Origin of the sequence: Micromonospora sp. NPDC005413 (assembly GCF_040606435.1) — a bacterium.
Taxonomy (GTDB): domain Bacteria; phylum Actinomycetota; class Actinomycetes; order Mycobacteriales; family Micromonosporaceae; genus Micromonospora.
The window spans coordinates 188,005-200,716 of the sequence record NZ_JBEXEV010000002.1; the positions used below are offsets into that span (position 1 = coordinate 188,005).

The 12,712-nt window shown below is 69.7% G+C and carries 12 protein-coding genes; 1 reads left to right on the forward strand and 11 read right to left on the reverse strand.

Features of this window, described 5'->3' with window-relative positions; translation table 11 throughout:
* Positions 1-15: 15 nt before the first annotated feature.
* The 10 genes from atpD to glyA all read right to left on the reverse strand — a co-directional run bounded on the left by atpD (position 16) and on the right by glyA (position 8,818).
* Positions 16-1,452, reverse strand: a complete 1,437-nt coding sequence (gene atpD, locus ABZS37_RS03620) for a F0F1 ATP synthase subunit beta (RefSeq protein WP_354995242.1) — start codon at positions 1,450-1,452, stop codon at positions 16-18.
* Positions 1,452-2,381 (reverse strand): F0F1 ATP synthase subunit gamma, encoded by a 930-nt coding sequence (locus ABZS37_RS03625; RefSeq protein ID WP_354995243.1) that lies wholly within the window; start codon positions 2,379-2,381, stop codon positions 1,452-1,454. Before ABZS37_RS03625 ends, atpD begins: the two co-directional genes overlap by 1 nt.
* Positions 2,382-2,385: 4 nt before the next feature.
* The gene (gene atpA / locus ABZS37_RS03630) at positions 2,386-4,038 is read right to left on the reverse strand and encodes a F0F1 ATP synthase subunit alpha (RefSeq protein WP_355165227.1); all 1,653 of its coding nucleotides are present in this window, start codon (positions 4,036-4,038) and stop codon (positions 2,386-2,388) included.
* Positions 4,039-4,179: 141 nt separating this feature from the next.
* The gene (locus ABZS37_RS03635; RefSeq protein ID WP_355165228.1) at positions 4,180-5,001 is read right to left on the reverse strand and encodes a F0F1 ATP synthase subunit delta; all 822 of its coding nucleotides are present in this window, start codon (positions 4,999-5,001) and stop codon (positions 4,180-4,182) included.
* Positions 5,001-5,540 (reverse strand): F0F1 ATP synthase subunit B, encoded by a 540-nt coding sequence (locus ABZS37_RS03640; protein ID WP_355165229.1) that lies wholly within the window; start codon positions 5,538-5,540, stop codon positions 5,001-5,003. Before ABZS37_RS03640 ends, ABZS37_RS03635 begins: the two co-directional genes overlap by 1 nt.
* A gap of 26 nt (positions 5,541-5,566) precedes the next feature.
* On the reverse strand, positions 5,567-5,809 hold the full coding sequence (locus ABZS37_RS03645; protein ID WP_328419844.1) for a F0F1 ATP synthase subunit C: 243 nt from the start codon (positions 5,807-5,809) through the stop codon (positions 5,567-5,569).
* A gap of 66 nt (positions 5,810-5,875) precedes the next feature.
* Positions 5,876-6,673, reverse strand: a complete 798-nt coding sequence (atpB, locus tag ABZS37_RS03650; RefSeq protein ID WP_355165230.1) for a F0F1 ATP synthase subunit A — start codon at positions 6,671-6,673, stop codon at positions 5,876-5,878.
* A gap of 11 nt (positions 6,674-6,684) precedes the next feature.
* On the reverse strand, positions 6,685-6,921 hold the full coding sequence (locus tag ABZS37_RS03655) for a hypothetical protein (RefSeq protein WP_354995248.1): 237 nt from the start codon (positions 6,919-6,921) through the stop codon (positions 6,685-6,687).
* Between the two features lie 189 nt (positions 6,922-7,110).
* The gene (locus ABZS37_RS03660; protein WP_355165873.1) at positions 7,111-7,521 is read right to left on the reverse strand and encodes a hypothetical protein; all 411 of its coding nucleotides are present in this window, start codon (positions 7,519-7,521) and stop codon (positions 7,111-7,113) included.
* A 7-nt stretch (positions 7,522-7,528) separates the two neighbouring features.
* The gene (gene glyA, locus ABZS37_RS03665) at positions 7,529-8,818 is read right to left on the reverse strand and encodes a serine hydroxymethyltransferase (protein WP_355165231.1); all 1,290 of its coding nucleotides are present in this window, start codon (positions 8,816-8,818) and stop codon (positions 7,529-7,531) included.
* Positions 8,819-8,853: 35 nt separating this feature from the next.
* Between glyA and ABZS37_RS03670 the strand changes: the two genes are divergently transcribed.
* Positions 8,854-10,317: an SDR family oxidoreductase gene (locus tag ABZS37_RS03670; RefSeq protein WP_355165232.1), complete on the forward strand. Its 1,464-nt coding sequence runs from the start codon at positions 8,854-8,856 to the stop codon at positions 10,315-10,317.
* 237 nt (positions 10,318-10,554) lie between these two features.
* On the opposite strand, the gene ABZS37_RS03675 is transcribed toward ABZS37_RS03670, so the two are convergent.
* Complete coding sequence (locus ABZS37_RS03675) at positions 10,555-12,669, reverse strand: transglycosylase domain-containing protein (RefSeq protein ID WP_355165233.1); 2,115 nt, start codon at positions 12,667-12,669, stop codon at positions 10,555-10,557.
* Between the last annotated feature and the right edge of the window lie 43 nt (positions 12,670-12,712).

Genomic DNA, 12,712 nt, shown 5'->3' on the forward strand with positions numbered 1-12,712 from the left:
GCTCTGATCGAGCTGTCAGTCCTTCATCAGTTCCTCGGCCTTGCGCTCCAGGTCCTCAAGACCGCCGCACATGAAGAACGCCTGCTCGGGGAAGTGGTCGTACTCGCCCTCGCTGATCTTGCGGAACGCCTCGATGGTCTCCTTGATCGGGACCGTCGAGCCCGCCACGCCGGTGAACTGCTCCGCCGCGTAGGTGTTCTGCGACAGAAAGCGCTCGATCCGCCGCGCGCGCTGCACGGTGATCTTGTCTTCCTCGGAGAGCTCCTCGATGCCGAGGATGGCGATGATGTCCTGCAGGTCGCGGTAGCGCTGCAGGATCCGCTTCACCTCGGTGGCGACCTGGAAGTGCTCGGCGCCGACGAACTCCGGGGCGAGGATCCGGGACGAGGACGCCAGCGGGTCCACGGCCGGGTAGATGCCCTTGTCGGAGATCGACCGCTCCAGGTTGGTGGTCGCGTCCAGGTGGGCGAACGTGGTGGCCGGGGCGGGGTCGGTGTAGTCGTCCGCCGGCACGTAGATCGCCTGCATGGAGGTGATGGCCTGGCCCCGGACGGAGGTGATCCGCTCCTGGAGCTCGCCCATCTCGTCGGCCAGGGTCGGCTGGTAACCCACCGCGCTCGGCATACGGCCGAGCAGGGTGGAGACCTCCGAACCGGCCTGGGTGAAGCGGAAGATGTTGTCGATGAAGAGCAGCACCTCCTGCTTCTTCACGTCGCGGAAGTACTCCGCCATGGTCAGCGCGGAGAGCGCCACCCGCAGCCGGGTGCCCGGCGGCTCGTCCATCTGGCCGAAGACCAGCGCGGTCTTGTCGATGACGCCGGACTCGGTCATCTCGGCGATGAGGTCGTTGCCCTCACGGGTGCGCTCACCCACGCCGGCGAAGACCGAGGTACCACCGAAGTTGCGGGCCACACGGGTGATCATCTCCTGGATGAGCACCGTCTTGCCCACACCCGCGCCGCCGAACAGACCGATCTTGCCGCCCTTGACGTACGGGGCGAGCAGGTCGATGACCTTGATGCCGGTCTCCAGCATCTCGGTCTTCGGCTCCAGGTCGGCGAAGGCCGGGGCCTTGCGGTGGATGCCCCACCGGTCGTCGGCCTGGATGGTCTCACCCTCGGTGAGGTTGAGGCATTCGCCGATCGCGTTGAACACGTGGCCCTTGACCGCGTCGCCCACCGGAACGCTGATCGGCTCGCCGCGGTCACGCACCTCCGCGCCGCGAACCAGACCGTCCGTCGGCTGCATCGAGATGGCGCGAACCAGGTTGTCACCCAGGTGCTGGGCAACCTCCAGGGTCAGCGTCTTCTCACCGCCGGACAGGTTCACGTCAACGTTCAGGGCGTTGAACAGGGCCGGCATGGCGTCGCGCGGGAACTCGGCGTCGACGACCGGGCCGATGACCCGGACCACGCGACCCGTGGCCGTCTTGGTCTCTACTGGTGCAGTCATCACACTTCACTTCCCGACGCGGCCAGCGCGTTCGCGCCGCCGACGATCTCGCTGATCTCCTGGGTGATCCCGGCCTGCCGGGCCGAGTTCATCTCACGCGTGTACTTGTCGATCATGTCTTCGGCGTTGTCGGTGGCGCTCTTCATCGCCCGCCGCCGTGCCGCCGACTCACTCGCCGCCGACTCGATCAACGCCGCGTAGATCCGCGTGTTGATGTACCTCGGCAGGAGCGCGTCGAGCAGCGCCTCCGCCTCCGGCTCGAACTCGTACGCCGGCAGCAGCCCCTCGGAGCGCGGCCGGTCCTCCACCTGCATCGGACCGATGACCTTGGTGACCGGGTTCTGCGTCATCAGCGAGTGGAACTCGGTGTAGACGATGTGCAACTCGTCGACGCCGAGCACCCCGTCCGCACCGGCACCACCGTCGACGTCGTCCGCACCGGCCGTGAACGCCTTGATCAGCGTCTCACCCACCGCGCGGGCGTCCTCGAACGACGGCTGCTCGCTGAACCCGGTCCAGTTCGCCTCGATCGGCCGATCGCGGAACCGGTAGAACCCGACGCCCTTACGCCCGATGACGTAGAGCACCGGCTCCTTGCCGTCCGCCTTGAGCCGCGCGATCAGCGACTCCGCCATCCTGATCGCGTTGGAGCTGTAACCGCCGGCCAGGCCGCGGTCGCTGGTGACCAGCAGGACGCCCGCCCGCCGCACCCGCTCGCGCGGGGTGAGCAACGGGTGGTCGATCCGCGCGTTGGACGCCAGCGCCGTGAGCACGCCGGTGATGGCCTGGGCGTACGGCAGGGACGCCTGCACCCGGGCCTGGGCCTTGGCGATCCGGCTCGTCGCCACGAGCTCCATCGCCTTGGTGATCTTCTTCATCGACTTCGCCGAGCGGATCCGTTGACGAAGAACGCGTACCTGGGCCGCCACGGGATCAGCTCTCGGCCGGGCGGTCGGTCGTGCCGTCGCGGAAGCGGGTCACCGTCTCGCGGTTCTCCTCGCCCTCCAGCGGCGCGGCCGGTGCGTCGTTGACCTGACGCTCGTCGGCCTTGCCGAGGAAGACCTGCTTGAACTCGCTGATCGCGGAGTCCAGGGAGGCGATGATGTCATCGCTCCACTGGTTGTCAGCGATCCCGGCCAGCACACCCGCGTGCTTGTGCCGCAGGTACTGGAGGAACTCCGCCTCGAAGCGCCGGATCTCACCCACGGGGATGTCGTCCAGCTTGCCCTCGGTGCCGGCCCAGACCGAGACGACCTCTTCCTGCACCGGGTACGGCGAGTAGTTCGGCTGCTTGAGCAGCTCGACCAGGCGGACGCCGCGGTCCAGCTGGGCCCGGGAGGCCCGGTCCAGGTCGGAGGCGAAGGCGGCGAACGCCTCCAGCTCGCGGTACTGGGCCAGGTTGAGCCGCAGCGAACCGGCGACCTTACGCATCGGCTTCACCTGCGCCGCGCCGCCGACCCGGGAGACCGAGGTGCCGACGTTGATCGCCGGCCGGACGCCCTGGTTGAACAGGTCGGTCTCGAGGAAGATCTGGCCGTCGGTGATCGAGATGACGTTGGTCGGGATGAAGGCCGAGATGTCGTTGGCCTTCGTCTCGATGATCGGCAGACCGGTCATCGAGCCGCCACCCAGCTCGTCGGAGAGCTTCGCGCAGCGCTCCAGCAGGCGGGAGTGCAGGTAGAAGACGTCACCCGGGTACGCCTCCCGGCCCGGCGGGCGACGCAGCAACAGCGACACTGCCCGGTACGCCTCGGCCTGCTTGCTCAGGTCGTCGAAGACGATGAGGACGTGCTTGCCGCCGTACATCCAGTGCTGCCCGATGGACGAGCCGGTGTACGGGGCGAGGTACTTGAAGCCGGCCGGGTCGGACGCCGGGGAAGCGACGATGGTGGTGTATTCCATCGCCCCGGCCTCCTCCAGCTGCCCCTTGATCGAGGCGATCGTGGAGGCCTTCTGGCCGATGCCGACGTAGATGCAGCGAACCTGCTTCTTCGGGTCGCCGGTGCGCCAGTTGTCCCGCTGGTTGAGGATGGCGTCCAGCGCGACCGTGGTCTTGCCGGTCTTCCGGTCACCGATGATCAGCTGCCGCTGGCCCCGACCGATCGGGGTCATCGCGTCGATCGCCTTGATGCCGGTCTGCAGCGGCTCGGACACCGACTGGCGGGACATCACGTTCGGAGCCTGCAGCTCCAGCTCGCGGAAGCCCTCGTTGGCGATGTCACCGAGCCCGTCGATCGGCTGGCCGAGCGCGTCGACCACGCGACCGAGGAAGGCGTCGCCGACCGGGACGGAGAGCACCCGCTCGGTGCGCTTGACGCGCTGCCCCTCCTCCAGCTTGGAGGAGTCACCGAGAACGACGACACCGATCTCCCGGACGTCGAGGTTCAACGCCACGCCGAGCGTGCCGTCCTCGAACTCCAGGAGCTCGTTGGTCATGGTCGAGGGCAGGCCCTCGACGTGGGCGATGCCGTCGCCGGTGTCGGCGACGGTGCCGACCTCCTCGCGGGAGACGTCGGACGAGTAGGAGGAGACGTAGCGCTCCAGGGCGCCGCGGATCTCTTCCGTCGAGATGGTCAGCTCGGCCATCCTCTGCTTCCTTAAAATTCAGGGGCCCGGGATACCTAGTACCGACCGGTCCGAATGGCGTCTGTCAATCCGGGCGCTGGGCGACGAAGCCGCCCCAACGCTGGGCGGCGGAGCCGCTCAGCCGTTGGACGGCGAAGCCGATCAGCGCTTCGCGAGCGCGTTGCGGGTCTCGTTGAGGCGGCGGAGGATGGTGCCGTCGTACAGGTCGGAATCGACCCGCACGCTCACGCCACCCAGGACGTGGGGGTCGACCGTCTGCTTGACGGAGACCTCTCGACCGTATATCGCGCTGAGGCTCGCACCCAGGCGGCGCTCCTCCTCGTCACTCAACGGGGCCGCCACGGTGACGTAGGCCACCTGACGGTCCCGCCGTTCGGCGGCGAGCTCGACCAGCCGGGTGAGCGATCCACTGAAGGAGCGCCCACCGAAGCCGGACAGCGCCACCTCGATGAGGCGGACGGTGGCCAGGCGAGCCTTGCCGGCGAGCAACTCGCCGACCAGGACCCCCCGCTGGTCCACTGGGGCCGCGGGGTTGGACAGCACCGCCGAGAGCGCGGGCTGGCCGGTGACGACCTGCCCGAAACGGAACAGCTCGTCCTCGACCTCGCCCAGGTCACCGGCGGCCTCGGTGCTAGCCAGCACCGCCTCCACACCGAGCCTCTCGGTGCCGTCGAGCAACTCCGACGGCGCCGACCAGCGGCCGGCGACCAGCGCGGCGAGCAGCTCGAGCGCTGCCTCGCCGATCTTGCCGCGCAGCATCCCGCTGAGTAGTTCGGCGCGGTCCTCGCCGGACCGGGCCGGGTCCGAGAGCGCCCGGCGCAGCCGGGGCTCCCGTCGCAGCAGCCCGGCGACGGCGAGCAGGTCGTTCGCGGTGTGCGCCACGTCGACCGCGTCGGTGCCGCGAACGTACGCGTCGAGGCGCTCGGCCGCGACCTTGTACGACTCCCGGCTGGCGGCCTGCATCAGCGGGCCCCCGTGCTTTCGAGACCGCTCAGGAACCGGTCGACGGTGCCCTTGCGTCGCGCCTCGTCGGCCAGCGACTCGCCAACGATCTTGCTGGCCAGGTCCACCGCGATCGTGCCGACCTCGGCACGCAGCTCACGCACGATGGTGGCCCGCTCGGCGGCGAGCGCGTCCTTACCGGACTGGATGACCCGGTCGGACTCTTCCCGCGCCTTGGCGAGGATGTCCTGCCGGATGCCCTCGGCGTCGGCCCGAGCGTCGTCACGGATCTTGGCGGCGTCGGTCCGGGCCTCAGCGAGCTGGGCACGGTACTGCTCGAGCAGCTGGTTCGCCTCGGCCTGGGCGGCCTCGGCGCGCTTGATGCCGCCCTCGATCGCGTCGACCCGAGCCTGGAACGTCTGCTCCATGCGCGGGAAGACGAACTTCATCAACACGAAGCAGAGCACGGCGAAGGCGACCGAACCAACCACGATCTCCTGCCAGAGCGGGATGATCGGGTTGTGGGTCGACTCACCACCCTCAGCGGCGAGGAAAAACATGGTTACCTCCCGGTCTAAGGGCGGAATCAGCTAGCAGTACCGGCCCAGATGAAGCCGAAGGCGATGCCCAGCAGCGCCAGCGCCTCGATGACGGCGAAGCCGATCCAGACGTAGGGCAGGGTCATCCGCGAGGATTCCGGCTGACGGGCGGTCGACTGAATGTAGGCAGCGAAGACCAGGCCAACGCCGATGCCCGGGCCGATGGCGGCGAGGCCGTAGCCGATGGCAGCGGTGCTACCGGTGACCTCGGCGAGAACGCTAGCGTCCATTGGTGTGGTTCCTCCTGGTTATCACGCGTGACTCTCACGCGGGACGACAACGGTTGGTGCGGTGGATCAGTGCTCTTCGGCGAGCGCGCCCTGCACGTAACTGGCGGTGAGGACGGTGAAGACGTATGCCTGCAGGCAGATCACCAGGAACTCCAGGAAGGTGAGCGCGATGGTCATCACCCAGGAGAGCACCGAAACCGGAGCCAGCCAGGCGTTTGCGCTCAGCATGGCGAAGCCGCCGAGCGTGAAGACCAGCAGGAGCATGTGACCGGCGAACATGTTCGCGAAGAGACGAACCGCGAGCGAGAACGGCCGGACGATGAAGGTCGAGAAGAGCTCGATCGGGATCAGCAGCGGCAGGATGTACCACGGTGCCGGCGGGATCAGCGAGTTCTTGAAGTACTTCACGAAGCCGTGGTGCCGGATGCCGATGTAGTTGAACAGCACGTAGCTGATGATCGCGAGGATCGCCGGGAAGGCGATGTGCGAGTTCGGCGAGATCTGGAAGAACGGGATGATCGCGAACGCGTTCGTCAACAGCACGAAGCAGAACAGCGTCGTGAAGTAAGGGGCGAACCGCACACCCGCGTGACCGATCATGTCGACCGCGATGTTGTTCCGCACGAAGCCGTAGATCGACTCGGCGAACCACTGCTTCTTGGTCGGCACCAGCTGCGGATTCCGGTAGGTCGCCAGGAAGAAGATGATCAGGACGCCGACCGCGATCCAGACCATCGCCGTGATCTTGGTGAACCAGTACGAGTCGTGCGCACCCCAGGGCAGGATGCTGGGCAGGTAAAAGTCCTCCACACTGGGTGGGAATGCCGCCTGGCCCGCTGCCAGAACGTTCGCCTGTCCGAACACCGCGTCCCTTCCTAAGTAGGCGTGCCGAGTCGGCGGACGACCAGGATGATTCCCCCGGCCATACCGAGCACGACGCCGATCCCGGTGGCGACGCCGCCGGTGTCGAGCCACTGGTCAACCAGCCAGCCGATGAAACCCCACACGAGCATGCCTCCGATGAGGTAGCTGAGCGCGGTCCAACCCTGACCGGCACCGGACGGAATTTCGTCTGGTTCGCCGGCGGGACGGGGGGTTTGGTCACCAGCCATGACGGGGCGAACGATATCAGCCGGGAAGACGAGGCTGTGCCTCACCCCCCGCACAACCGTGGTTGTGTGGGCTTCTCGTGGGCGCCGTCGTCTGTGGGCACGCTACTCCCCTTCCGCCCGTCGGAAAATGACCGGAGGCCGACACATTGCCGCGCGTCCGCTAGGTGGGACGACCGGCCGATCGGCAGGTCAGCTGCGCGACCGACGGGCGTGCACCGTGGTCAGCCACCAGATGTGCACCGCAGTCCACACTGCCACCCCGGCGACGATGCCGAGGCAGAGCGGGATCAACCCAGGCCAGCCGGTGGATGCCACCGCTACCATCACCACACCCAACAGGGTGAACTTCAGCACGTACAGGCCCAGCCCGAGCGGCAACAACAACTGCGGGTTGATCTGGTCTGCCCGGGCCAGCACCACCGTGGTGAGGGTGTAACTGAGCACCGTGACGCCCACCCCGGCCGCCGCGCCGAGCGCGGCCGTCGCCCCGCCGGTCACGGCACCCACCACCGCGGCGACCGCGGCCAGCGCGGCCGACGCGGTCAGGAGCACCGGCAGGTGTCGCAGCCGCCAACGCCGGTCGGTGTCGGCCTCGACCATCCCGGGCTCAGCCACGGGGGTACGCCGGGAACGCCGCGACCAGCTCGGCCACCTCGGCACCGACCCGGGTCAGCTCGTCAGCGCCGCCCGGTGCCCCGGGATCGGTGCGCACCGCACGGGCGATCAGGGAGGCGACCTGCCTTAGCTCCCCCTCCCGCATGCCCTGCGTGGTGACACTCGGCGTGCCCACCCGGATGCCGGAGGCGACCATCGGCGGCTGCGGGTCGTACGGGATGGCGTTCTTGTTCAGGGTGATCAACGCGGTGTCGCAGCGACGCTCGGCCTCGGCGCCGGTCACCCCCAGCTCCCGCAGGTCGATCAGGGCGAGGTGGGTGTCGGTGCCGCCGGACACCGGGCGCATCCCCTCGTCGGCCAGCCCGGCGGCGAGCGCCTGGGCGTTGCTGATCACCTGCCTGGCGTACGTCTGGAACTCCGGCTGGGCGGCCTCGCGCAGCGCGACCGCCTTGGCGGCGACCGCGTGCATCAGCGGGCCGCCCTGGGTGAACGGGAAGACCGCCTTGTCGATCCGCTGGGCAAGCGACTCGCGGCACAGGATCATGCCGCCACGCGGGCCGCGCAGCACCTTGTGGGTGGTGGCGCAGACGACGTCGGCGTACGGCACCGGGGACGGGATCGCCCGACCGGCGACCAGGCCGATGAAGTGCGCCGCATCCACCATCAGGTACGCGCCGACCTCGTCGGCGATCTCCCGGAACCGCGCGAAGTCGATCAGGCGGGGGTACGCGGTCGCCCCACAAATGATCAGCTTGGGTCGGTGCGCGCGCGCCAGGTCCCGTACCTCGTCGTAGTCGATCAGCTCGGTGTCCGGCCGGACCGGGTAGCCGACCGGGTGGAACCACTTGCCGGAGAAGTTCACCCGGCTGCCGTGGGTGAGGTGCCCACCGTGCGGCAGGTCCATCGCCAGCACCGTGTCCCCCGGCTGCACCAGCGCGGCGTACGCGGCCAGGTTGGCGCTCGCCCCGGAGTGCGGCTGGAGGTTGGCATGCTCGGCCCCGAAGAGCTCCTTGGCCCGCGCGATGCCGATCTCCTCGGCCCGGTCCACCTCGGCGCAGCCGCCGTAGTAACGCCGACCCGGGTAGCCCTCGGCGTACTTGTTGGTCAGCGTCGAACCAAGCGCGGCCAGCACCGCCGGCGAGGTCAGATTCTCGCTGGCGATGAGTTGCAGGCCGCCCCGCAACCGGTCCAGTTCGCCGAGGACCACCCCGGCGATCTCCGGATCAGTGGCCCTGAGCTGCGCAAAATCCGGCCCCCAGAAGGTGCTCGTCTCGGTCTCCACAGCGAACGAGTCTAGGGGGCCGCACACTGGGACTTGTGAGATGCCTCGTCACCGGAGCCACCGGTTACATCGGCGGGCGGCTGACACCACTGCTGCTCGCCGACGGGCACACCGTGCGCTGCCTGGCCCGCAAGGCGGTGCGGCTGCGCGACGTGCCCTGGGCCTCGGCGGCCGAGATCGTCGAGGGGGACCTCAGCCGGCCGGAGACACTGCCCGCCTCGTTCGCCGACGTGGACGTCGCCTACTTCCTGGTGCACTCGCTGGGCCGGCCCGACTTCGAGGAGGCTGACCGGACGGCGGCGACCAACTTCGCGGAGGCGGCCCGCGCGGCCGGCGTACGCCGAATCGTCTACCTGGGCGGCCCGGAGCCGGCGTCCGACGCGGAGGTGCCCTCCCCGCACCTGCGGTCCCGGGCCGAGGTGGGCCGGATCCTGCTGGCCAGCGGGGTGCCCACGGCGGTGCTCCGCGCCGCGGTCATCATCGGCTCCGGCTCGGCGTCGTTCGAGATGCTGCGGTACCTCACCGAGCGCCTGCCCGCCATGATCACCCCGCGCTGGGTCCGCAACCGGATCCAGCCGATCGCGGTCCGCGACGTGCTGCGCTACCTGGCCGGCTGCGGTGAGCTGCCACCGGAGGTCAACCGGGGCTTCGACATCGCCGGGCCGGACGTGCTGACCTTCAGCGAGATGATGCAGCGCTACGCCCGGGTGGCCGGGCTGCGCCGGCGGGTCATCGTGCCGGTCCGCCCGCTCACCCCGTCGCTCTCCTCGCACTGGGTCGGCCTGATCACCCCGGTGCCGAACGCGATCGCCCGCCCCCTGGTGGAGAGCCTGATCCACGAGGCGGTCGCGCACGAACACGACATCGCCCGGTACGTGCCCGACCCACCCGGCGGGCTGACCGGCTTCGACCAGGCCGTGGCGCTGGCGCTCGCCAAGGTGCGCGACGCCCAGGTGGAGACCCGCTGGTCGACCGCCAGCGGCCCGGACGCGCCCGCCGAGCCGCTGCCCAGCGACCCGGACTGGTCCGGCGGCACCACCTACATCGATGTTCGCGAGAGGGCGGTGGACGCTCCACCGGCGGCGCTCTGGCGGGTCATCGAAGGCGTCGGCGGCGAACACGGCTGGTACTCGTTCCCGCTCGCCTGGTCGATCCGCGGCTGGTTGGACCGGCTGGTCGGCGGCGTGGGGCTGCGTCGGGGCCGGCGCGACCCGCATCGCCTGCAGGTCGGTGAGGGGCTGGACTTCTGGCGGGTCGAGGAGATCATCCCGGGCGAGCTGCTGCGGCTGCGCGCCGAGATGCGGCTGCCCGGCCGGGCCTGGCTGGAGATGCGGGTGCTGCCGACCGACGATGGCCGCAGCCGCTACCAGCAACGAGCGGTCTTCCTGCCACGCGGGCTGGCCGGGCACGCCTACTGGGGATCGGTGGCCCCGTTCCACGCGGTGGTCTTCGGCGGAATGGCGCGCAACATAGGCCGCAACGCCGAACAAACCCCCTAACCCCCACCCCCCACCCCCGCCCCACCGCCCCGACCTCGACCCCGCGCCCGCGCGCCACCGCGCCACCGCGCCCGCGTCGATCATGGAGTTGTGGTGCCGCGCAGAAGGGGCGTGTATGGAGCAAACGCCCACCACAACTCCTTGATCAACTGAGTCGGGGTGGGGGGCGGGGGCGGGGGCGGGGTGGGGGTGGGGTGGGGGTGGGGTGGGTGGGGCGGGTGGGGCGGGTGGGGTGGGTCAGTTGCCGGTGCGTGCTCCGGTGACCTGGAGGGCGGTGCGTTCGCTTGGCGGGACGAAGTCGCGTACCGGTTGGTCGCGCAGGGCGACGGAGAGCACCTCGCTGACCGCGTTCACCATTCGGGTCTGCACCGCCTGACCGACCGCGTCCCGGGGATCGTCCGGGTTCGCCGCCATCGAGGCGACCACGAGCTGCGGAGTGAACGCCACCACCGTCTCCGTCTCGTACCGCTCCGAGCTGCCGGTCTTGCCCGCCACCGGACGGCCGACCTTCGCGCGCAGGTCGGGTGCGGTGGCACCGTCGCATCGCCCGTACATCGACTGGTCGCCGACCGGGCAGCGGGCCGCGTCGGTGGCCGCGCGGGCCACGTCGGCGTCGAGCACCTGTCGGCAGTCCGGCTTGGCGGCGTCGACCGGCCGTCCGCCCGCGTCGGTGATCGAGACCACCGGCAGTGGCGCGCACCAGGTTCCCTCGGCCGCCACCGCGGCGTACGCGGTGGCCAGGTCGAGTGGGGTGGTGGCGGCAACGCCCAGGGTGAACGCGCCCCAGCTCTTCGCCTCGTACCGGGCCAGGTGGGCATCGGAGTCAGCGCGCAGAACGATGCCGAGCCGCTCGGCCATCTCCACCACCCGGTCGGCGCCCACCCGCTCGGTGAGCCAGGCGAAGTAGGTGTTCACCGAGCGCCCGAACGCGCTCCACATGGTGCGCGGGCCGTCCATCGACGACGGGTCGGCGTTCTCCGGGCACCAGCGGCCGTCGCAGCTCGCCTCACCGGTCGCCGGGAAGCGGGTGAGCAACTGGGTCGGCGCCACGAAGTCGGTCGACAGCGGCAGGCCGGACTCCAGCGCCGCCAGCATGGTGAAGAGCTTGAACGTCGAGCCGCCCTGGTACCCCTCGATCGCACCGCCGCCGGCGATCAACTGGTTGACCGTGTTCGGGTGGTTCTTCTGCCCGACCGGGTTGCCCTTCACGCTGTAGGCGCGGTTCACCGACATCGCCAGCACCCGCCCGGTGCCCGGTTGCACCACGGCGGTCGGCACCGCCTTGGCATTCGTCGGTTGATAAATCTTCAGCACCTGCTCGGTGGTGGCCCGCTGCACCCCCGGGTCCAGCGACGACACGATGGAGAGCCCGCCCCGGCGCAGCGTGCGCTGCCGCTCGTCAGCGGTCGCCCCGAATGCGGACTGACTGCTCCACCAGCGGGTGAACCAGTCGCAGAAGAAGCCCCAGTCGTTGTGCCCTTCGGGCACCGCGGCGCAGTCGTTCGGGGTCTCGCTGGGCCGTAGCTGCAATGGTTCGGCCCGCGCCACCGCCGCCGCGTCCGCGGGCACCTGCCCCGACTCCACCAGCCGTTCCAACACGTACGACCGCCGCGCCAGCGCGCTGTCGGCGTCGCCGTTGATCGGGTCGTCGGTGTCCGGCGACTGGACCAGGCCGGCCAGCAGCGCCGCCTGGGCCAGGGTCAGCTCGGCCGGGGACCGGGAGAAGTAGCGCTTGCTGGCCGCCGCGATGCCGTACGCCCCGGCGCCGAAGTAGGCGATGTTGAGGTAGCGGGTGAGGATCTCCTCCTTGTCGAGTTCCCTCTCCAGCGCGAGCGCGTACCGCATCTCCTGAAGTTTGCGAACGGTGGTGAGCTCGGTGGCGGCCTGGCGCTGTTGCTCGGTCAGCCGAGGGTCGCTGCTGAGCACGTTGCGGACGTACTGCATGGTCAGCGTGGAGGCGCCCTGCCGGGTCTGGCCGTCGCGCCTGTTGATGGTGAACGCGCGTACCACGCCCCGCAGGTCCACCCCGCTGTGCTGGTAGAACCGGACGTCCTCGGCGGCCACGATCGCCTGGCGCATCACCGGGGCCACCTCGTGCAGCGGCACGTCCGTTCGGTCCTCCTGGTAGAAGGAGGTGATCAGGGTGGTGCCGTCGTTGGCGTAGAGGTTGGAGCGCTGGGCGGTGGGCGGCGCGCGGAGCGTGTTCGGCAGCTCCGAGTAGGGCGTCGACAGGGCGTTGAAGCCGATCCCGAAGACCAGGGCCACCGGTAGGGCGGCGACGGCCAGCACCAATCCGGCCAGCACACCGGCGATCACCACGGTCAGCAGTTTGTCGAGATGGGCCCGGATCATCAGCTCTCCCCGCAGGAGCCGGTCACGCTAGGACCCGTTCAGA

Coding starts and splice junctions, on each gene's coding strand:
- ABZS37_RS03675 (WP_355165233.1), bottom strand. CDS start 12,669: ATGATCCGGGCCCATCTCGACAAACTGCTGACCGTGGTGATCGCCGGT.
- ABZS37_RS03660 (WP_355165873.1), bottom strand. CDS start 7,521: ATGGTCGAGGCCGACACCGACCGGCGTTGGCGGCTGCGACACCTGCCG.
- ABZS37_RS03645 (WP_328419844.1), bottom strand. CDS start 5,809: ATGGACGCTAGCGTTCTCGCCGAGGTCACCGGTAGCACCGCTGCCATC.
- ABZS37_RS03635 (WP_355165228.1), bottom strand. CDS start 5,001: ATGCAGGCCGCCAGCCGGGAGTCGTACAAGGTCGCGGCCGAGCGCCTC.
- ABZS37_RS03640 (WP_355165229.1), bottom strand. CDS start 5,540: ATGTTTTTCCTCGCCGCTGAGGGTGGTGAGTCGACCCACAACCCGATC.
- atpA (WP_355165227.1), bottom strand. CDS start 4,038: ATGGCCGAGCTGACCATCTCGACGGAAGAGATCCGCGGCGCCCTGGAG.
- ABZS37_RS03655 (WP_354995248.1), bottom strand. CDS start 6,921: ATGGCTGGTGACCAAACCCCCCGTCCCGCCGGCGAACCAGACGAAATT.
- atpD (WP_354995242.1), bottom strand. CDS start 1,452: ATGACTGCACCAGTAGAGACCAAGACGGCCACGGGTCGCGTGGTCCGG.